Origin of the sequence: Actinosynnema sp. CS-041913 (assembly GCF_050942485.1) — a bacterium.
Classification (GTDB): domain Bacteria; phylum Actinomycetota; class Actinomycetes; order Mycobacteriales; family Pseudonocardiaceae; genus Actinosynnema.
The window spans coordinates 6,442,082-6,461,874 of record NZ_CP192037.1 but is presented as its reverse complement, the minus strand read 5'-3'; the positions used below and the strand labels follow the sequence as shown (position 1 = coordinate 6,461,874).

At 71.4% G+C, this 19,793-nt stretch carries 16 protein-coding genes; 8 read left to right on the top strand and 8 right to left on the bottom strand.

What is annotated here, in order from left to right:
- Positions 1-153: 153 nt before the first annotated feature.
- Positions 154-1,065: a helix-turn-helix domain-containing protein gene (locus tag ACQPZF_RS28660; protein ID WP_433262136.1), complete on the bottom strand. Its 912-nt coding sequence runs from the start codon at positions 1,063-1,065 to the stop codon at positions 154-156.
- A 212-nt stretch (positions 1,066-1,277) separates the two neighbouring features.
- Here ACQPZF_RS28660 and ACQPZF_RS28655 point away from each other — a divergent pair, with 212 nt between their 5' ends.
- On the top strand, positions 1,278-2,054 hold the full coding sequence (locus ACQPZF_RS28655) for an AfsR/SARP family transcriptional regulator (RefSeq protein ID WP_433262134.1): 777 nt from the start codon (positions 1,278-1,280) through the stop codon (positions 2,052-2,054).
- A 108-nt stretch (positions 2,055-2,162) separates the two neighbouring features.
- On the opposite strand, the gene ACQPZF_RS28650 is transcribed toward ACQPZF_RS28655, so the two are convergent.
- Both ACQPZF_RS28650 and ACQPZF_RS28645 read right to left on the bottom strand, forming a co-directional pair.
- Positions 2,163-3,227, bottom strand: coding sequence for a right-handed parallel beta-helix repeat-containing protein (locus ACQPZF_RS28650; protein WP_433262132.1), 1,065 nt, complete (start codon positions 3,225-3,227; stop codon positions 2,163-2,165).
- A gap of 469 nt (positions 3,228-3,696) precedes the next feature.
- Positions 3,697-4,572: an SIS domain-containing protein gene (locus tag ACQPZF_RS28645; protein WP_433262130.1), complete on the bottom strand. Its 876-nt coding sequence runs from the start codon at positions 4,570-4,572 to the stop codon at positions 3,697-3,699.
- A gap of 240 nt (positions 4,573-4,812) precedes the next feature.
- Between ACQPZF_RS28645 and ACQPZF_RS28640 the strand changes: the two genes are divergently transcribed.
- From ACQPZF_RS28640 to ACQPZF_RS28630, 3 genes are all read left to right on the top strand, one after another.
- A complete protein-coding gene (locus ACQPZF_RS28640; RefSeq protein WP_433262128.1) occupies positions 4,813-6,249 on the top strand; it encodes a Gfo/Idh/MocA family protein in 1,437 nt (478 codons plus the stop codon).
- Between the two features lie 99 nt (positions 6,250-6,348).
- Positions 6,349-7,158, top strand: coding sequence for a hypothetical protein (locus ACQPZF_RS28635; RefSeq protein ID WP_433262126.1), 810 nt, complete (start codon positions 6,349-6,351; stop codon positions 7,156-7,158).
- Between the two features lie 3 nt (positions 7,159-7,161).
- Positions 7,162-7,974 carry a hypothetical protein gene (locus ACQPZF_RS28630; protein ID WP_433262124.1) on the top strand — a complete coding sequence of 271 codons (813 nt, stop codon included), beginning with the start codon at positions 7,162-7,164 and terminating at the stop codon, positions 7,972-7,974.
- 43 nt (positions 7,975-8,017) lie between these two features.
- On the opposite strand, the gene ACQPZF_RS28625 is transcribed toward ACQPZF_RS28630, so the two are convergent.
- Positions 8,018-8,638, bottom strand: a complete 621-nt coding sequence (locus tag ACQPZF_RS28625; protein ID WP_433262122.1) for an L-threonylcarbamoyladenylate synthase — start codon at positions 8,636-8,638, stop codon at positions 8,018-8,020.
- Positions 8,639-8,781: 143 nt separating this feature from the next.
- A complete protein-coding gene (locus tag ACQPZF_RS28620; protein WP_433262120.1) occupies positions 8,782-9,768 on the bottom strand; it encodes a helix-turn-helix domain-containing protein in 987 nt (328 codons plus the stop codon).
- 274 nt (positions 9,769-10,042) lie between these two features.
- On the opposite strand from ACQPZF_RS28620, the gene ACQPZF_RS28615 reads away from it, so the two are divergent.
- Positions 10,043-11,881, top strand: a complete 1,839-nt coding sequence (locus tag ACQPZF_RS28615; protein ID WP_433262118.1) for a S8 family peptidase — start codon at positions 10,043-10,045, stop codon at positions 11,879-11,881.
- A 263-nt stretch (positions 11,882-12,144) separates the two neighbouring features.
- Complete coding sequence (locus tag ACQPZF_RS28610; RefSeq protein ID WP_433262116.1) at positions 12,145-13,356, top strand: helix-turn-helix domain-containing protein; 1,212 nt, start codon at positions 12,145-12,147, stop codon at positions 13,354-13,356.
- A gap of 452 nt (positions 13,357-13,808) precedes the next feature.
- Here the strand turns inward: ACQPZF_RS28610 and ACQPZF_RS28605 are convergent, their stop codons facing one another.
- The 3 genes from ACQPZF_RS28605 to ACQPZF_RS28595 all read right to left on the bottom strand — a co-directional run bounded on the left by ACQPZF_RS28605 (position 13,809) and on the right by ACQPZF_RS28595 (position 16,666).
- Positions 13,809-14,723: a S1C family serine protease gene (locus ACQPZF_RS28605; protein WP_433262113.1), complete on the bottom strand. Its 915-nt coding sequence runs from the start codon at positions 14,721-14,723 to the stop codon at positions 13,809-13,811.
- A 210-nt stretch (positions 14,724-14,933) separates the two neighbouring features.
- Positions 14,934-16,079 carry a glycosyltransferase gene (locus tag ACQPZF_RS28600; RefSeq protein WP_433262111.1) on the bottom strand — a complete coding sequence of 382 codons (1,146 nt, stop codon included), beginning with the start codon at positions 16,077-16,079 and terminating at the stop codon, positions 14,934-14,936.
- A gap of 89 nt (positions 16,080-16,168) precedes the next feature.
- Positions 16,169-16,666, bottom strand: coding sequence for a MarR family winged helix-turn-helix transcriptional regulator (locus ACQPZF_RS28595; RefSeq protein ID WP_433262109.1), 498 nt, complete (start codon positions 16,664-16,666; stop codon positions 16,169-16,171).
- 22 nt (positions 16,667-16,688) lie between these two features.
- On the opposite strand from ACQPZF_RS28595, the gene ACQPZF_RS28590 reads away from it, so the two are divergent.
- Together ACQPZF_RS28590 and ACQPZF_RS28585 are read left to right on the top strand one after the other, a co-directional pair.
- The gene (locus tag ACQPZF_RS28590) at positions 16,689-18,743 is read left to right on the top strand and encodes an MMPL family transporter (RefSeq protein ID WP_433262107.1); all 2,055 of its coding nucleotides are present in this window, start codon (positions 16,689-16,691) and stop codon (positions 18,741-18,743) included.
- 372 nt (positions 18,744-19,115) lie between these two features.
- The gene (locus ACQPZF_RS28585) at positions 19,116-19,790 is read left to right on the top strand and encodes a transglycosylase family protein (RefSeq protein WP_433262105.1); all 675 of its coding nucleotides are present in this window, start codon (positions 19,116-19,118) and stop codon (positions 19,788-19,790) included.
- Positions 19,791-19,793: the final 3 nt, after the last annotated feature.

The window sequence follows — 19,793 nt, the reverse complement described above, 5'->3', positions numbered from 1 at the left end:
CCTTTAGGGCTTCCGATGATGTGGTCCATTTGCGTGCTGTTCCCGGCTTGAGCCCAGACCTGCGCAGGTTCTGGTCACCCCGCCGCTGTGGTCCCTCTTCTGCCGTCAAGCTGCGTAAAGCAAAGAACAGAGAATCGTTGGCGGGGGGTTCAGTCAGCCTCGGACCGGCTCGATGAGGAACTCCTGGTCTGCCTTGCCCGAGCAGCCGGTCTGCATCAGCTCCGCGCCCGGTTCGACGTCGGCCGGGCCGCCGAGCACGCCCACGCACTTGCCGCTGTGCACGGGCCGCAGCACGAAGCCCCGGGGCTTCGGCGTGGACACCGGTTCGAACAGGAAGCGCTGGTGCGCCGCGCCCGTGCAGTCCTCCGGCGCTATCAACGCCTCGTCGCCCAGGAACGCGCCGTCCACGGACAGGCAGCCCCAGCCCTCCACCGGGTGCCGCCACTTGACCAGGTACACGCCTTCGCCCACGGACTCCAGGTACGTGTCCGGCACCAGCCCTTCGCACGCCCGTTGCACGGCCAGCGGGCGGGTGGTGCGCTTGTTGCGCTCCTGGCCCTCGCCGACGCACAGGTCCCGGTCGGCCACGTGCGCCGGGCGCAGCAGGTACCGGCCGTCCGGCGGCGGCTTCTCCAGGGCATCCGATCGGGTGACGAGCGCGGCCACCGTCGCGGCCAGGGCGGCGATCACCGCGACGCCCGCCACCAGCGGCCACCAGTTCCGCCCGGGAGCGACGGACTCGACGGGCTCGGCCGGCTCGTCGGAGGGTTCGGCCGGGTCCATCGCCAGCCTGCGGCGGGCCGCGACCCAGCGTTCGGCCTCCTCGTCGCCGAGCCCGCACGCCCGCGCGAAGGCGGTGACCAACTGCTCGCGGGGCAGCGTGGCCCGGCCGAGCATGGTGGCGGTGGTGCTGGACGGCAGCACGTCGCCGGCCGCCTGCGCCTTGCCCTCAAGCTGCCGGAAGGTCAAACCGGACCACAGCCGCAGTTGCTTCATCGCGGTGATGAACTCGGCGGCCGTGGTCGCGTCCTCGGGCCGCGGCGGCCCCGCCCGGAGATCTTCCACGCCCACAGCTTGCTCTAGCCGGCTGCCGCCCTCCATCGGCGATTTGGTCCACGGCACTGGTGCGAGTGTCACAAGGGCGTGTCCCGGCGTCGGCCGACCCGTGGTCGGCGTGACACCGGGACACCGTCCCCACCTGCACGTACATCCCCGTACAAGCCCGAACGGCTCCGAACGCCCGCGCACCGCTATACCGGGGATCGGGAGGTGGGGGCATGGCGGTGGAGATCCGGTTGCTCGGCACGGTCGAGGCGGTCCTGGACGGACGCCGGACGAACCTGGGGCACGCCCGGCAGCGGTGCGTCCTGGCGGCGCTCGCGGCGGAGGCCAACCAGCCGGTGAGCTTCGACCAGCTCGTGACGCGGGTGTGGGGGGACGAGCCGCCCCGCCGGCCGCGCGCCGCGCTGTACGGCTACCTGTACCGGCTGCGGCAGGCGCTGGCGGACACCGGCGACCTGGCGCTGGTCCGCCGCACCGGCTGCTACGAGCTGGTGGCGGACCCGGACGCGGTGGACCTGCGGCGGTTCGAGCGGCTGACCGAGGACGCCCGTCGGGCGCGGTCCGACACCGAGCGGCTGGCGCTGCTCGACGCGGCGCTGGGGCTGTGGCGGGGGGAGGCGTTCGCCGGGCTGGACACGCCCTGGCTGACCGCGCTGCGGGCGATGGCCGAGCGGCAGCGGTTCCTCGTCGAGACCGACCGCACCGACGTGGTGCTGCGGCTGGACCGGGGCGGCGAGGAACTGGCCCGGCTCACCGCCCGCGTGGCGGCGCACCCGCTGGACGAGCGCGTGGCGGCGCAGCTCATCCTCGCCCTGCACCGGACCGGCCGGACGGGCGAGGCGCTGGGCCACTACCAGCGGGTGCGCCGGCTGCTGGCGGACGAGCTGGGCACCGATCCCGGAGGCGCCCTGCGCGCGGTGCACCGGCAGGTGTTGCAGGCGTCGGCGGCCGAGTCAGGGGTCCGTCGCAGACGGGTGGTCCGTCCCGCCTAGCAGCTCCTGGCCGTGGTGGGCTGCGGAGCCTGTCGTGGCGGGTGGTCGGTCCTGCCTGGCAGCCGGTGGGCGAGGTCGGCCGAGCCCGTCGTGGGCGGGTGGTCCCGCTCAGCTCCCGGCGGACAGCGACACGCCCGGACCGACGCGGCGCGGCGTGTCGACGCCGGTGACCAGGTTGCCGGTGGACGTCACGACGAGGTTCGGCCCTCGGAAGTCCAGGCCCACGCCGGAGCCGTTGCCCCGGATGGTGTTCCCGACGACGGCCAGGTTGCCCACGCCGTAGTTGACGCGGGTCTCCACGAACGTGCCCGACCCGCCGTTGGCCTTGAACACCCGGTTGCCGCTGACCGTGGACGCCGCCTCGCCCTGCACCGACACCCGGATGCCGGACGTGGTGAAGTCCTCCAGGTAGTTGTCGGTGATCGACGAGCCGAACAGCCGCTCCGCCCACACCGCCACACCGCCCACGCCGTAGACGTGGTTGCCGCGGATCAGCCACCCGGCGGCGTTGTCCAGGCCGATGCCGTCCGCGCCGGAGTCCTCGACCCAGTTGTCCAGGAGCTGCCAGTCGGTGACCGCGTTGCCGGTGTCCTCCACGTGCACGCCCCGCCCGCCGGACCCGGCGATGTGGCTGCCGGTGATGCGGCCGTTGACCTGGGTCGTGGTCAGGGCGGTGCGGTTGGCGGACAGGTTGGTGACCCGGATGCCGTGCCGGTTGCTCTCACGCACGACGACGTCCTCCACGACCGCCTGCCAGGACCGCAGCACGAGGCCGTCGCGGGCGCGCGGGTTGTTCGCCCGGTCGGCGAACAGGGTCAGCGACCGGAGGGTGACCGGGGCGCCGGTCCACGGCACGTTGTCCAGGTACGAGTCGCTCGCCAGCATCGCGTCCAGGTTCGCGCCGGGCGCCTGTCGGATGACCGTGCCGCTGCGGGACAGCCCCCGGTAGGTGCGGTCGCCCGCGAGCCGGACCGTGCGGTCGATCAGGCACGTCCCCCGCAGCACGATCTCGTCGCCGGGCGAGCTGGCGGCGGTGGCCGCGTTGATCCGCTCGTCGTCGCCGGTGTTGTTGGCGCACAACAGGTTCGTGCGCTCCTCGGCCTGTGCCTGCCCGCTCACCAGCACCGCGCCGAGCACCGCCACCAACGCGAGCCACGCCGTCCGTCCGGCCATGTGTCCTCCTCCTGCCGACGGCTCACCGTCCGGGGGAGCGCTTCGGGAAAACTCGACCGGTTCTCGAATTCGCACGTCACTCGTCTGTGCTACCTCGCGTGGCCGGGCCCGGCGGAACGGCCTAGCGTCGGAGTCGGGACCAGGACAGGAGCGACCTGAGCGGGTCCTTCCACCACCTGTCACCGGACGCGTCATGTCCGGCTCGAACCTTCGGGGGTGTGCCTTGGCCGGCTTAAGAGTGTGGGGGGTGCGCCGGGCCGCGACGCACCCCCGGCACGACCGCGAAGACCACGACCGCGAAGACCACGACCACCGAGACCACGACCACGAAGACCGCCGCCGCGATTCCGGGGGCCACCGGACAGCGCCGGTGTGCCGGAGTCGCCGTCGCTGAGTCGCCGCGCCGGGTGCGTCCACCACGTGCCCGGCGCCGGCGTCGCGAGCACCCGCGGAACCGGGGTTCTCGGGGTCAGGACAGGATCACCGACCGGGTCAGGTGGCGGGGCCGGTCGGGGTTCCGGCCGGCCGCCTCCGCCACGTGCACCGCCAGCCGCTGCGCCAGGACCAGCGTCGCCATCGGGTCGTGCGTGCTCGTCACGAACGTGCCCCCGGTCGCGGCGACGTCCTCGGCCAGCCCGGCGGGCGCGGGGCCGAACATCCACGCCAGCCGTCCCGGCGCGGTGATGCTGATCGGGCCGTGGCGGTAGTCCATCGCCGGGTACGACTCGGTCCACGCGCCGGCCGCCTCGCGCATCTTCAGCGCCGCCTCGTTCGCCAGGCCGCACGTCCACCCCCGACCGAGGAACGTGAACTGCGTGGCCCCGGTCCACTCCGGGCGCAGCGGAGCCGTCAGCGCGGCCGTGGCGTCGGCGACCGCGGCCGACAGGTCCTCGCCGAGGGACGCCCGCAGCAGGGCCAGCGTGCTGGTCGCGAACCGGGTCTGCACGACCGACGCCTCATCGGCGAAGTCCAGCACCACCAGCCCGTCGGCGGCGTCGGCCACCGGCGTGCCGCCGTCCGCCGTGATGGCCGTTGTCGGCACGGCGACCGAGTTGAGCAGGTCCAGCACTTCCGACGTGGTGCCGGAGCGGGTGATGGCGACGACGCGGTCGTAGTCGCGCACGCCGGGGAACTCGGAGGCGGCGAACGCGTCGGTGTGGCCGAGCCCGCGCGCCTCGCGCAGCCACGCGTAGGACTGGGCGATGAACCAGGACGTGCCGCAGCCGACCACGGCCACCCGTTCACCCGGTCGGGGCAGGCGCGGCGCGACCTCGTCGGCCAGCGAGGCCGCCCGGCGCCAGCAGTCCGGTTGGGTGGCGATCTCGACGGCGACGTGGGTGCTCACGGGCCCTCCTCCAGGTGGTGCGCATTTCTGCACTAAAGCTCTGAACATACTGCATAATTTTGCAACATAGGCCCCTTTATCTGGCTAAATCCGTGCTCGAATGGTGGACAGATAGCTGTTGACCGGTGTGTGTTCATCCAGTTCGTGCTCCCCATGCTCGCGCTCTATGCATGGCTCGGCCGCCGCATCGCCGAGGGCTTGACCCTCGGCGCCGTGAAGTAACAAGCGAAGGAGCCCTTCATGGCCGACGTCTCCCGCCGTTCCCTGTTCGGAGGAGCCATCGCCACGGGAGTCGCGTTGGGGACCGGCGCCACGCCGGCGGCCCTCGGCGACCCCGCCGCCGCGCGTCCCCGCCCGCACGGCCAGGCGTCCATGATCGACGTTCCGTTCCGCCCGCTGAAGGGCGTCCGCGTCGGCATGATCGGCCTGGGCAACCGGGGCGGCTCGATGGCCTCCGGCTGGGCCGCCGTGCCCGGCTGCGTCGTCGCCGCCGTCTGCGACATCCGCACCGACCGCGCGCAGCGCACCGCCGACCGGCTCGACGCCGAAGGCAGGGCCAAGCCTGCCGTCTACGGCGGTTCCGCCGACTCCTACAAGAAACTGCTGGCCCGTGACGACATCGACTGCATCTACATCGCCACGCCCTGGGAGTTCCACTACGCGCAGGGCCGGGACGCGATGCTGGCCGGCAAGCACGTGGCCGTCGAACTGCCCATCGCGACCGAGCTGCACGAGCTGTGGAGCCTGGTCGACACCTCGGAGAAGACCCGCAAGCACCTGATGCTCGCGGAGAACTGCTGCTACGGCAACAACGAGATGGCCATGCTGCGGATGTCGCACCGGGGCGTCTTCGGCGAGGTCACCAACGGGCACGGCGGCTACCTGCACGACCTGCGGGCGCTGCTGTTCGACGACGGCTACTACACCGACGACTGGCGCAGGCTGTGGCACACCCGCAGCAAGGCCAGCTTCTACCACATGCACGGCCTCGCGCCGGTCGCCGCCGCGATGGACGTCAACCGGGGCGACCGCTTCACCACGGTCAGCGCCGTGTCCACGCCCGCGCGCGGCCTCGCGGACTACCGCGAGCGGTTCGTGCCCCGCGATCACCGGTCGTGGCAGGAGACCTACGTCAACGGCGACCTGGTCACCTGCCACATCAAGACGTCCAAGGGCTACCAGATCCGCACCGAGCACGACGTGAGCACGCCGCGCCCGTACAGCCGGATCAACAGCATCGCGGGCACGCGCGGCATCTTCGAGGACTACGCGGGCACGCCGTCCGGGGCGCGCGTCTACTTCGAACCCGGTCACACCAACCACTCCTGGCGTGACTTCGCGCCGTTCCGCGACGAGCACAAGCACTGGCTGTGGCGGAAGTTCCCCGTGCCGATCGGCGGCCACGACGGCATGGACTGGATCATGCAGTGGCGCACCGTCCAGTGCATGCGGTCCGGTCTGGTGCCCGACATCGACGTGTACGACTCGGCGGCGTGGTGCGCTCCCATCCCGCTGAGCGTCAGGTCGCTCGCCATGGGCGGCATGGCCGTGCCGGTGCCGGACTTCACGCGCGGCGACTGGTCGCGGAAGCGGCCCGGTCTCGACTCGGAGGAGACCGACATGCCCGACGGCGGCGGCACCACACCGCCGCGGGCCTCGCGCCGGGCGGCGCGGTGACGGCAACGCGGTAGCCAATGGCGCGGCGGGCCGGACTGTCGCGCCGTGGCTAACGAGGTGACGGGCGCAGCCGATCCTGCGGGTGACAGGAGGTGGACCTTGACCACCATCACCCGCAGCGGACCCGGTCTGCTGCGCTCGTTGCCCTTATCGGTTCCCGGATTCCTGTTACTCGTGGCCATCGCGCTCATGCCGGTCTCGGCGGACCGGGACAGCCTGTACCGCGTCACCACACCGCAGTTCACCGTCATGAAGCCCGATTGCGCCACCGACGGCACGGTTCTCACCTGCGCCGTCCCCGTCGGCGGCAAGGCGCTCACCGTCGTCCTGGACAACGACAGGTCGCAGCTAAACTCGGGCTGCACCGCCACCTACGACTCCCGGCCGACCGCGTGCAGCCGCGACCGCACGCTGGGCGACATTCTCACGCCCGCGGTCATCCTGAACGGCTTCACGGTCCCCGAAGAGGCCGCCGAAGCCGTGCGCGCCGGTCAGCCCTGGTGGTCCGGTGTCGGCGAAGGCGCGCTCACCCGAACCTTGTTCTGGCTACTGGTGGGCATGTCGCTCGTCGCCGCCGCGGCGAGCTGGTTCCTCTCCGGGCGTCCGCGCGAGGCAAACCCGAACAGCGCGCGGATGGCCGTGGTGACGTTCGCGGCTGGGGCGTTGGTGCCGTTCGCAAGCCTCGTGTTGCTGACGCCGCTCGATCAGGTGGCGGAAAAGCTCCCGATGGCGATGCTGCCGTGCTTCACGCTCACGCTGGTGCTGCCGTGGCAACTGCTCGTGGACCGTGGGATCAGCGGCAGAACCGGCGCGCGGCTGGGCCTGAGCGCCTCCGCCCTGGTGGCGACGGCGGTCTACGGGTCCGCGACGCTGCTCATGATGGCCTTGGCGACCGGGCTGGTGGACTGACTCATGACCACCATCACCCGCACCAGACCGGGCCCGCTGCGTTGGCTGCCGCTGTTCGTCCCCGGAACGCTGTTGCTCGTGTCGGTGCTGCTCGCCCCGGTCGCACCCACCGCGACCAGCGTCTACCGCATCCACACCGACCGGTTCACCGTCACGCACCCCGACTGCGACCTGAACGGGACCGTCGCCACCTGCGCGGTCCCGATCGACGGCAAGACGCTCGCCGTCACCGTGGACACCGATCGCGCCCGGATGAACGTCGACTGCACCGCCACCTACGGCTCGGAGTCGACGACTTGCGCGCGCAGGTTCGGCAACAGCCCGTACGCGCCCGAGGTAGCGGTCGGCCTGTCCGTCCCCGAGGAGGCCGCGCGGGCGGTCCGCGACAGTCTGCCGTGGTGGTCCGAGCTGACCGAGGGCACGATCACGCTGGCCCTGCTGTGCCTGATGATCGCGTTGTCCCTGGGCATGGCGGTGGCGAGCTGGTTCCTGTCCCGGAGACCCCGTGGGCCCACACTCAGGCCGGCGCTGATGACCGGCTTCATGTGCGTCGCGGTGGTCGTGGTGCCTCTGGTGAGCATGCTCGTGCTGTTGCCGCTCAACCGGGTGGCCGACACACTGCCCCTGCTCCTGATGCCGCACCTCGGACTGGCCCCGATGCTGGTGATCGTGCTGTGGCAGATGGTCGTCGGCCGCGAAATCACCGGGAAGGTCGGCCAGCGGCTGAGCCTGAGCGTCACCGCGCTCGTGGTCACCGCGGTCTACGTGACGGTGAACCTGTTCTGGATCGGCATGTCGTCCGGGCTGCTCGACTGACCGCCGCGACCCGGCTCACCCGACCCGGCTCACTCGACCCGGCTCACTCGAACCGGCTGGGGTCGCCCGCGCCCCGGCGGACGATTTCCGGCTCGCCGTCGGAGAAGTCGATGACGGTGGTCGGCTCGGTGCCGCAATCGCCCGAGTCGAGCACCGCGTCGACCACGTTGTCCAGGCGCTCCTTGATCTCCCAGCCCTGCACCAGCGGCTCGTCCTGGTCGGGCAGCAGCAGGGTGCTGGACAGCATCGGCTCGCCGAGTTCCTGGAGCAGGGCCTGCGCGACGGCGTGCTCGGGGATGCGCGCGCCGACCGTCTTCTTCTTCGGGTGCAGCAGCCGGCGCGGCACCTCGCGGGTGGCCGGGAGGATGAACGTGTAGCTGCCCGGCGTCGCGGCCTTGATCGCCCGGAACACCGCGTTGTCCACGTGCACGAACTGGCCGAGCTGCGCGAAGTCCCGGCACATCAGCGTGAAGTGGTGCCGGTCGTCGAGGTGGCGGATCTGCCGGATGCGGTCCAGGCCGTCCTTGTTGCCCAGCCGGCAGCCCAGCGCGTAGCAGGAGTCCGTCGGATAGGCGATGAGACCGTCGGACCTGATCATCTCCACCGCCTGGTCGATGCTGCGGCGCTGGGGGTTGACCGGGTGAACGTCGAAGTACCTCGCCATGCGCGGAGCCTAGTGCCCCCCGATTCGACGCGCGCGGGAACACCGGGCAAGGCGCGGGTGGGGAGAAGCCGGGCAGTGGTGGTCGGGCCTGTTCACGCGCGGTGCGAGCTGTTGATGCAGCCACCGCACGACATTCGCCGCGGTCAGATCCAGCCTTTCCGAGCCGCCAGCAGACCCGCCTGGAAACGGGATTGCGCGCCCAGTTCGGTCATCAGCTCGGTGACCCGCCGGCCGACGGTCCGCTCGGTCACGCCCAGTGCGCGCGCGATGGACCGGTCCTTCATCCCGGAGGCGAGGAGCGACAGCAGCTCCCCGTCGCGCGGTGACAGCCCCGGCTTGTCGGCGGCCTTCGCCAGCACGCCGTCCGGCGCCTCGCCCGCCACGACCGGGGTGGCGCGGGCCCACATGCCTTCGAAGCAGCACACCAGCACGTCGACCAGCGCGGACTCGCGGACCAGCAGGCGCACGGCCGCGTCCGGGTGCTGGTAGGACGCCGGCATCAGAGCCGTGTGCCGGTCCACGATGAGCATCTTCATCGACGCGTCCGGCAGCACGCGGGCCTGCTCGCCCGCCTCCACGCAGCGCCGCATGTTGGCCACGTGCAACGGCGTGGACAGCGAGTCCGCCGAGTAGACGAACCGGTACTCGACGCCGCTCTCCAGTTGCGTGATCTCGAAGTCGTTGGGATTCCACTGGCCGCCCAGGTACGGGGGCGCGTCCACCGCCAGCACCTCTTTGCGGGCGTGCGCCTGCAACCTGGTCACCGACGCGATCACCGCGTCCTCGCCCTCGACCAGCTCCACCGCCGACCCGGTGCGCGGGGGCCCGGACCGCAGCCGGTGCGCCAGGTCCTCCACCCGCACCTGCATCCGGGCCAGGTCGCCGCGGCGGCGCTGGATCAGCGCGGCCAGCGCCTCGTCCGGCGCGACCACCATGTAGACGGCGGGGGCGTAGCCGAGCTGGTGCACCAGGCCCGCGCCGAGCAGCACGGCCAGCGCCGCGCGGACTTCGGCCTGCGACTCGCCCACGTGCTCGGCGAGATGCGCGACCGTGGCCCGGCGCAGTTCCAGCAGGGCGAGGTAGACGTCGTTGTCCCGCTGACCCAGCCCGACCGGTTCCAGCAGGAACATCTGCACCTCGCAGGGCGAACGTCCGGCGACGTTAGGTGGACGCCCGAGTGTCGTCAAGGGCCGAACGTCGGGAAATGGGGAACCCGGACATTGTCGGGAATCGGACACGCGGCTCGATGGGAATTCACCCGGAACCGTACGAAAGTCTCTTGTCCGGCACCGCGGTGGCGGCAAATACTCGCGAGGTCCGATCGGACACCGCTCATTCCCCCGCCCGGGACAACGTGGTCATCGAGGGCTGGCCGTTCCGGGCGCCCTGCACCGAGGAGCAGTGATGCGAGACCGAACCCTGCCCGGACGAATTCTCGGCCTGGGACTGGCGGCCACCGCCGCCGTCGCCGCCGCGGTCGTCCTGCCGAGCGTGGCCACCGCCGCCGCTCAGGAAGGACCGATCGTCGCGGAGAGCGCGCCGAACGCGGTCCACGACAGCTACATCGTGGTGCTCAAGAACGACGGGCTCGCGCAGTCGGCGGTGCGCGGCGAGGCGGACAGCCTGGTCGCCCGCTACGGCGGCAAGATCGGCTTCACCTACCGCGCGGCCCTGAAGGGCTTCTCGGTCACCATGTCGGCCAAGCAGGCCAAGCGCCTCGCCGCCGACCCGGCCGTGTCGTTCGTGGAGCAGGACCGCACCGTCCAGGTGGCGACCGACCAGAACAACCCGCCGTCCTGGGGCATCGACCGGATCGACCAGGACTCCCTGCCGCTCAACCAGAAGTACAGCTACTCCACCGGCGCGTCGAACGTCACCGCGTACGTCATCGACACCGGCATCAACTACAACCACACCGACTTCGGCGGGCGCGCCACGGCCGGCTTCGACGCGTTCTCCGACGGCCAGAACGGCAAGGACTGCCACGGTCACGGCACGCACGTCTCGGGCACCGTCGGCGGCAACACCTTCGGCGTGGCCAAGCAGGTCAAGCTGAAGGCCGTGCGGGTGCTCAACTGCGCGGGCAGCGGCTCGGTGTCCACCGAGGCGGCGGGCGTCGACTGGGTCACCGCGAACGCGGTGCTCCCGGCCGTGGCGAACATGAGCCTCTACACCGGCACGGCCAACGAGCCCAGCCGCGTGCTGGACAACGCCGTGAAGGCGTCCATCGCCAAGGGCATCTCGTACGTCGTGGCGGCGGGCAACTTCAACGACGACTCGTGCAAGTACTCGCCGCAGCGGGTGACCGAGACGATCAACGTCGCGGCCTCGGCGCGCAGCGACGCACGCGCGTCGTTCTCCAGCTTCGGCAGGTGCAGCGACCTGTTCGCGCCCGGCCAGGACATCGTCTCGGCGTCGCACTCGAACAACTCGGGCTCGGCGTCGATGAGCGGCACGTCGATGGCCTCGCCGCACGTGGCGGGCGCGGTCGCGCTGTACCTGGCGGACAACCCCGCGAAGACCCCGGCCGAGGTGCACACCGCGATCACCGCGGCGGCGACGCCTGGCAAGATCACCAGCCCCGGCACCGGCACCCCGAACCTCCTGCTGCGCGTCAACAAGGGCGGCACCGGCGCGGTGACCGTGCCCAACCCCGGCAACCAGACGACGGCGGTCGGCGGCAGCGCGAACCTCCAGCTCACCGCGTCCGGCGGCACGGCCCCGTACACCTGGACGGCCACCGGCCTGCCCGCGGGCCTGACCATCGGCTCGTCCACCGGCCTGATCAGCGGCACGGCGACCACCCCCGGCACCTACAACGTGACGGCGACGGCCACCGCGTCGGCGGGCGGCTCCGGCAGCACCACGTTCACCTGGACCGTGGCCGCGGCGGACTGCTCCCCGCAGACCAGCGCTACCGACGTCGCGATCCCGGACGTCGGCGCGGCGGTGACCAGCTCGGTCACGTTCTCCGGCTGCACCGGCACCGCTTCGGCGAGCAGCAAGGTGGAGGTGCACATCAAGCACACCTACCGCGGTGACCTGGTGATCGACCTGATCGCGCCGGACGGTTCCTCCTACCGGTTGAAGAACTCCAGCGGCAGCGACAGCGCGGACAACGTGGACGCGACCTACACGGCCAACCTGACGTCCGAGACGCGCAACGGCACGTGGAAGCTCAGCGTGCAGGACGTGGCGCGCAACGACGTCGGCACCATCGACACCTGGACCTTGACGCTCTAGTGGCGTTGAGAGCTGGAGCCTGACACTCCAGTCGGCCGGGGGCCGTTCCCTGCGGAGCGGTCTCCGGCTGGGCTGTCTTGCGCCCTGTTGCCGTGGACGCAGCTCGTCCGGATAGTCCTTGGGCGCACGGGTCGCGAGCCGTCGAGCGTCACGACGAGTGGGAGTCCAACGTGCCGCCGGCGAGACTGAATTCAACAGGCGGGTGGCGTCACCGCCGTTGTACGGTGGGAAGCGCCAGGCTCCGCCCATGAAGCAGGTGCGCCATGCCCGCTGACCAGCCGCCCGCCCGGATCGGGGCGCGCATCGCGCTCGCCCGCAGGATCGACGGCAGAACCCAACGGCAGCTTGCCCGTGCCGCCAACGTCAGCCTCAGCCTGGTCAAGGCCGTCGAGCAAGGCCGCGCCCCGGCGTTGACCGCGTTCATCGCGGCCACCGCGCGTGCGCTCGGTGTGGACCACGCGCAGCTCCAAGGTCAACCGCACCGCGTCGAGGACCGGGCCGATCAGCGCATCCACGCTGTCATTCCCGCACTTCGGCGGGAAATCGTCGCCTACCGGCTCCCACCGGAAACCGGCATCCGCCCCCGTTCCCGGCCCGCACTCACCCAGGCGGTCGCGAAGGTCTCCGCATTGCGCCACGCCGCAGCCCTGGACACCCTGGGAGCAGGGTTGCCCGCGCTACTCGCCGAAATCCGGGCGGCGATCGCCGAAGCGGACGGGCGTGAGCGTGAGCTGTTGTTCGGGCTGCTCGCCGAGGCCTACGCAGCCGCCGGGCAAGTCGCCTGGAAGCTCGGCTACCCGGACCTCTCCTCCCTGACCACCGAACGCGTCGAATGGGCGGCTGCGGCATCCGGCGACCCGCTCGCCCGCGCGGCGGCGGATTTCTACCTGGCCGGTGAGCTCATCGCGACCGCCGAGTGGCGTGGCGCGCTCACCTTCCTCGACGACGCACGTGCCCGCGTCGAAGACCGGCTCACCGCCGGCGACGAAGCGGCGTACGCCATGTGCGGCGTCCTGCACCTGAAGTCCGGGCTCGCCGCCGCCAGGGCCGGGGACGCCGACACCTCCGACGCCCACCTCGCCGAAGCCCGACACCTGGCCCGCCACGTCACCACCGGAAGCGATCACTACCGGCTCGCGTTCGACACCGACTCGGTCGACATCTGGGCAGTCGGCTTGGCGGTGGAGCGACAGGACGGCACCGAAGCGGTCAACCGCTCCCAAGGGCTCCGCTTCGCGAGCACCACACCGAAGGAACGCATCGGGCACCACTGGATCGACCTGGCCCGGGGCTGGCAACTCCACGGGAACCGAGAGAAAGCCCTGTCGACCCTGCAACAGGCCAGAAGGACCGCGCCACAACAGGTCCGCTACCACCCGCAGGTCCGCGAAACACTGCTCACCCTCGCCGAACACGACCGCCGCCGATCGGACTCCCTCGCCGGTTTCGCCCGCTGGATCGGAATCCGACTGTGAGTCTGTCGGGGCTCATGGACAGAGCACGCGACCTGGCACGCTGGGCGGGTCGCTCTGCGGGCGGCGTGTTGCGCTGAGTCCGGTCCCCCGGCAGCCTTTAGGGCTTCCGATGATGTGGTCCATTTGCGTGCTGTCCCCGGCTTGAGCCCAGACCTGCGTAGGTTCTGGTCGCCCCGCCGTTGTGGTCACCCTTCTGCCGTCAAGCTGCGCAAAAAACCGACGATCATGTTGTGCCCCTTGTTTTACGCAGCTTGACGGCAGAAGAGGGACCACGGACTCAAAGCGCTCCGGAAGCACGCAGGTCTGGGCTCAAGCCGGGAACATCAAGCAAATGGACCACATCATCGATGCACCTGTGGGTTGCCGGGGGACGGCCGGAACGCAACACGCCGCCCGCACAGCGACCCGCCCAGCGTGCCAAGCCGCGTGCCTTCCACGCTGAGCAAGCACACCTAAGCGGTCAGCTCGACAGGCGTGGCGATGACGTCCACCATCGCGCCGTTGCGCAAAACCGTCACAGGCAAGGGAAGCCCGATCGCCTCGGCGAAGAGCTGCTTCTGGATGCCCTGCGCGTCCCGGACCTCCGTCCGGGCCACGCTCAGCACCAGGTCCCCGTCGTGCAACCCAGCCTGGTCGGCCGGACCGCCGGGGATCACCTGCACCAGCCGCACACCAGCCCGCTGCCCAGTCCGCAAGGCCACCGGGTCCGGCAGAGGCGCGGGCACGCCGACCACGCCCAGGTACGCCCGGCGCACCCGTCCTTCGACCATCAGCGTGGACAGGATTCGTTGCGTCGTGGTGTTCATCGGGATCGCCAGCCCGACCCCGATGCCCGCCAGCGCCGTGTTGATGCCGACGACCTCGCCCGCCGAGTTCGCCAGCGCGCCGCCGGAGTTGCCCGGGTTGAGCGCCGCGTCGGTCTGGATCACGTCCTCGATCACCCGGCCGACCCGTCCCGTGCTCACCGGCACGGCCCGGCCCAGCGCGCTGACCACGCCGGCGGTCACCGAGCCGGCCAGGCCCAGCGGGTTGCCCACCGCGATGACCAACTGGCCCACCCGCAACGCGTCCGCGTCGCCGAAGACCGCCGCCGGGGGAGCGTCGCCGTGTGCCTTCACCACCGCCAAGTCGGACAACGGGTCCGCGCCCACCACGTCGAACTTCGACTCGGCCCCGTCGGCGAACACCACCGCGCCCTCGCGGCCGGTTCCGACGACGTGCGCGTTGGTCAGTAGGTAGCCGTCGTCGGTGAACACCACGGCCGACCCGCTGCCGCGCCGCATCCGCACACTGGCGACGTGCGGTGTGACCGACTCGGCGACGGCGACCACCACCCGTGAGTAGGCGTCCAACGGGCTCTCGTCCACCCGGCCTCCCAGCGGTCACCCGATTCCAACGCCATCGTGCGCGAGGCAGGGCCGCTTTGTCAGGCCCGTTCGCCGTCAGCGCACGACGCCACCGAGACGAACGCGACACAAGACGAACGCGGGCATGAGCGCCCATGCCCGCGTCCTGAGCTTCCGAACATCCGCGGCGAACGAAACGAAACACCCCAAGAGCCGCGGAACCCCAGTCGACTAGCGCGTGTACTCGGGCAGCCGCGCGGCCACCTCGGCGGGCGACGGCATGGCGGCGACCTCCGCCGCGACCGCCTTGGCAGCGTCCCGGACCACCGAGTCCGCCAGCAGCCGCCGTGCCCGGTCCGCCACCGCCTCGGACGTCACCTGCTCGCCCACCAGCCGGTCGCCCAGCCCGTGCGCGACGATGGCCTCCGCGTTGCCGAACTGGTCCGCACCCTGCGGCAGGGCGAGCTGCGGCACGCCCGCGCCGAGCGCGCCCATCGTCGTGCCGCTACCGCCGTGGTGCACCACGAGATCGGTGTGCGGCAACAGGTCCGCCTGCGGCACCCACGGCAGCACGACGACGTGGTCCGGGATCTCGCCCAGCGACCCGACCTCCACCGTGGGCCCGGCCGCGACCAGCACGCGGGTGCCCTCCAGCGTCGACAACCCGGTGATCGCGGACCGCAGCACGCCCGGATCGCCGAACGCCGTGCCCAGCGTCAGGTACACCAGCGGCCGGTCGTGCTCCGCCACCCACGACGGCAGCTCGCCCGGCTCGGCGAACGGCACCGGCCGCAGCGGGATGGTGTCGTTCGCCGCCAGGAAACGCTTGTCCTGCACGGAAGGCGGGCAGACGTCCAGGTACGGGTTGCCGAGCAGCATGGGGTCCTCGGCGGACAGGTCGACGCCGAGTTCGGCGGCGAACAGGGACAGGTGCTTCTCACCGAGGTGCAGCTCCTCGGGCTGCCACATCCGGCCGAAGCCGTGGCAGAGCGCGGGCACGCCCGCGACCCGCGCGGCCAGCCCGGCGCCGGTGTTGGCGAGCTCGTGCACCACCAGGTCGGGACGCCATTCGGCGATGAACGGCGTCAGCTCGGCGTGGTTGCGGCGCGGCAGGAACGAGCCGAACACCTCCGCGATCAGCGGCGGCAACTGCTCCTTGGGCAGCTCCGGGGCGTGGACGCCGTGCGCCTCGGTGAACGCCTGGCGCATCGGCAGACCCGCCGTCCGGTGGCGGATGCCGTGCCGCTCGACCGCCGCGGCGAAGTTCGCGGTGGTGGCGAAGGTGACGTCATGGCCCTGCTCGCGCGCCGCGATCGCGAGGGGCAGGAGTGGGTAGGTGTGTCCGTGCGAGCCGAGGCTCGAAAAGAGGATCCTCACCGGTTCGATCATAGCCACTTTTTTCGTCACCGGGTGAATTACTCGAACCGCCTGGGTGACCACTCGTGACACCGGGTGATCGACCGTGGTCAGTCCGGTGTGCCCTGCCTCGCGTCGGCGGACTTCCGGAACGCGGCGAACTCCCCGCGCACCGCGACCGTCGCCTCGATGCTCGCCGCGAGGAACCGCGCGATCGTGGCCTTCTCCGCGTCGCTGAACCCGGCCCACGCCTCGCCGAACGCCCCGTCCAGCGGCGTGAAGAACCGCCGCCCCAGGCTCAGCGCCTGGTCCGGCACCCGCAGCTCGACCTTCCGCCGGTCACGGGTGCTGCGGGTCCGCACGACGTGGCCCGAGGACTCCAGCCGGTCCAGCACGGACGTCGTCGCCGACGCGCTCAGGTGCATGGCCTCGGCCAGCCTCCCCGGCGTCAGCGGCTCGCCGCCGCGCCACTTCGCGTCCATGATCAGGGCCAGCGCGTTGAGGTCTGTGCGGTGCATGCCCTGCACCTCGCCGAACAGGCTGACGAAGTGGTCGGACTCCACGATGAGCTGCCGCAGCAGCCGCACCAGCGCCGCGTTGTCGACCATCCGTCCTCCGGTTACTATTTCGATGATCGAATTATCAGATCATCGAAGCACCTGCTGTCCCGGAGGTCATTCTCCCGTGCGCGCCCGATGGCTACTGCCCGCCCTGATCGCCGTCGCCTGGCTGGCCCTGGGCGGGTTCGCCGGCCCGTACACCGGCAAGCTCAGCCAGGTCGCGGTCAACGACAGCACCGCGTTCCTGCCCGCCTCGGCCGAGGCCACCGAAGTGGCCGAGCGGCTCAAGGCGTTCGGCGACCAGCGCAGCCTCCCCGCCATTGTGGTGGCCGAGCGCCCATCCGGCATGACGGAGGCCGACCGCGCCTACCTGGCCGGCATCGCGTACCCGGGCCAGGCGTCGCCGGTCATCCCCTCCCGGCAGGACGACCAGGCCGCGCAGGTGCTGGTCGCGGTCGACGCCGCCGATCCGGCCGACGCGGTGGCGGACCTGCGGGCCGCACTCGCCGACCCGCCCGACGGGCTCACCGTGCTGGTCGCCGGACCGGCCGCGCAGATCGCCGACCTCAAGGAGGCGTTCGGCGGCATCGACGGGCTGCTCCTGCTGGTCGCCGGCGCGGTGGTGGCCCTGATCCTGGTGCTGGTCTACCGGAGCCCGCTGCTGCCGCTGGTCGTGCTGCTGTCCGGCGGGTTCGCCCTCGGCGCGGCCAGCCTCGCCGTCTACCTGCTGGCCGACCACGACGTGCTCGACCTCAACGGCCAGAGCCAGGGCATCCTGTCCATCCTCGTCTTCGGCGCGGCCACGGACTACGCGCTGCTGCTGGTCTCCCGGTTCCGCGAGGAACTGCGCGACACCGAGGACCGCTACCGGGCCATGCGGACCGCGTGGCGGGCCACCGTCGAACCCATCGCCGCGTCCGCCGGCACCGTCGTGCTCGGCGTGCTGTGCCTGCTGTTCAGCGACCTCGCCTCGAACAAGGGCCTCGGCCCGGTGGCCGCCATCGGCATCGGCGCGGCGCTGCTCGCCTCCACCACGTTCCTGCCCGCCGTGCTCGTGCTGCTCGGGCGCACGGCGTTCTGGCCGAAGCGCCCGACGTTCGGCTCGCCGCACCCGGAAGCCGGTGGGCTGTGGGCGCGCGTGGCCCGCCTGATCTCCGCCCGCCCCCGGCTGACGTGGGTCGCCACCACGCTGGTGCTGCTGGTCGGCGTGGCGTTCGTGCCGCAGCTCAAGGCATCCGGCACCGCCCAGTCCGACGTCTTCCTCAACGACGTGGACTCCGTCGCGGGCCAGGAGTTGCTGTCCCGGCACTTCCCCGGCGGCAGCGGCGCGCCCACCGTCGTCCTGGCGCGTGCCGATCAGGGCGAGGCGGTCGCGCGGGCGGCCGACGTCGCCGGAGTGTCCACAGTGGAGCCGAAGGGCGAAACCGGTGGGCTGGCACGGTTCGACGTGGTGCTCGACGACCCGGCCGACTCCGAGGCCGCCGTCGCCACCGTGCAACGGCTGCGGGACGCCGTGCGGGCCGTGCCCGACGCGGACGCCAAGGTCGGCGGCCCCACCGCGACCCAGCTCGACACCCAGCGGACGTCCGAGCGCGACCGCCTGGTCATCATCCCGATCGTGCTGCTGGTCATCTTCCTGGTGTTGGCCCTGCTGCTGCGCTCACTGCTCGCGCCGCTGCTGCTGATCGCGACCGTCGTGCTGTCCTTCGGCGCCACCATGGGCGTGTCCGCGTTGGTGTTCAACGGGATTCTCGACTTCCCCGGCGCGGACCCGGTGGTGCCGCTGTTCGGCTTCGTGTTCCTGGTGGCGCTGGGCATCGACTACAACATCTTCCTGATGACCCGGGTCCGCGAGGAGTCCCGGGCGCTCGGCGCGCGCGAAGGCGTGCTGCGCGGCCTGACCATCACCGGCGGCGTGATCACCTCCGCCGGCGTGGTGCTCGCGGCGACGTTCTCCGCGCTGGCCGTGCTGCCGATCCTGTTCCTGGCGCAGATCGCGTTCATCGTGGCGTTCGGCGTGCTGCTGGACACCCTGATCGTGCGGTCGCTGCTGGTGCCCGCGCTGGCGGTGGACATCGGCCGGCGGATCTGGTGGCCCTCCCGGCTGTCGCGGGGGAAGGAGTAGGCACAATCCCGGGAGGATTCTTTTCCGAGGGTTGATCGCTTTCGCGGTGTTCGGCGGAGTGCTCGGCGGTAAGTCGGCGGGCCAAACCCGATAGCACCCATTCGTTTCCGGAAGTCACCGTTTCGAGTGGACTTACCCCTGGTCATCCAGGTGACGGTGGCCGGCTCGCCGCGCCGTTCCGCCCGGAGGTTCCTATGGTCCGTTCGTGACCGGTCCTAGATCGGACCGGACACGGCACCACCGGGTGGTCGGGCACCAGCTCTGTCCGCCGGCCTCCCGGACCAGGGTCACCGCACGGAAGGGCCAGGCCGTCGGACAGGGGAAGCCGGACCGCGACGCGGACCGGCGCGGGTGCGGCGGCGAGTCGAGTCCATGGGATATCACGGAGGCAACCCCGACAGCGGCACCAGCTACCTCGGCCGGGCGGCGCTCTTCCTCGCCGCCACCGCCTGCCTGCTCGGTCTCACGAGCGGCGCCGCGACCGCCCAACCCGGTCTGGACTGGGACGCGGTCGCCCAGTGCGAGTCCAGCGGCAACTGGTCGATCAGCACCGGCAACGGCTACTACGGCGGCCTGCAGTTCCTTCCCAGCACCTGGAAGGCCAACGGCGGCACCGGGATGCCGAACGAAGCCAGTCGAGAGGAACAGATCCGCGTCGCGGAGAACGTGCTCCGCACCCAAGGCCCCGGCGCGTGGCCGAACTGCGCCCGTGGCGGCCCCGTCCGGAAGGCAGCGCCCGCCACGGCCGCCACCACCGCTCCGACCGGCACGGCGTACCTCGCGCCGCAGCCCCCGGCGGCCCCGGTGGCGCCGGCCCGGCCCGCTTCCGCGGACAACCCGGCCGGCGACTACACCATCGTGGCCGGTGACACCCTCACCTCCATCGCGGAGCAACTGAACGTGGCAGGGGGCTGGCAGGCCCTCGTCGAACTCAACCCGGAACACCTGACCAACCCCGACCTCATCATCACCGGCAACCGGATCCGCACCGGCACCGGCGCCGATGTGGACCGTCCCGACCAGCTCAGGAGCCTGCGCGTCCGATAATCA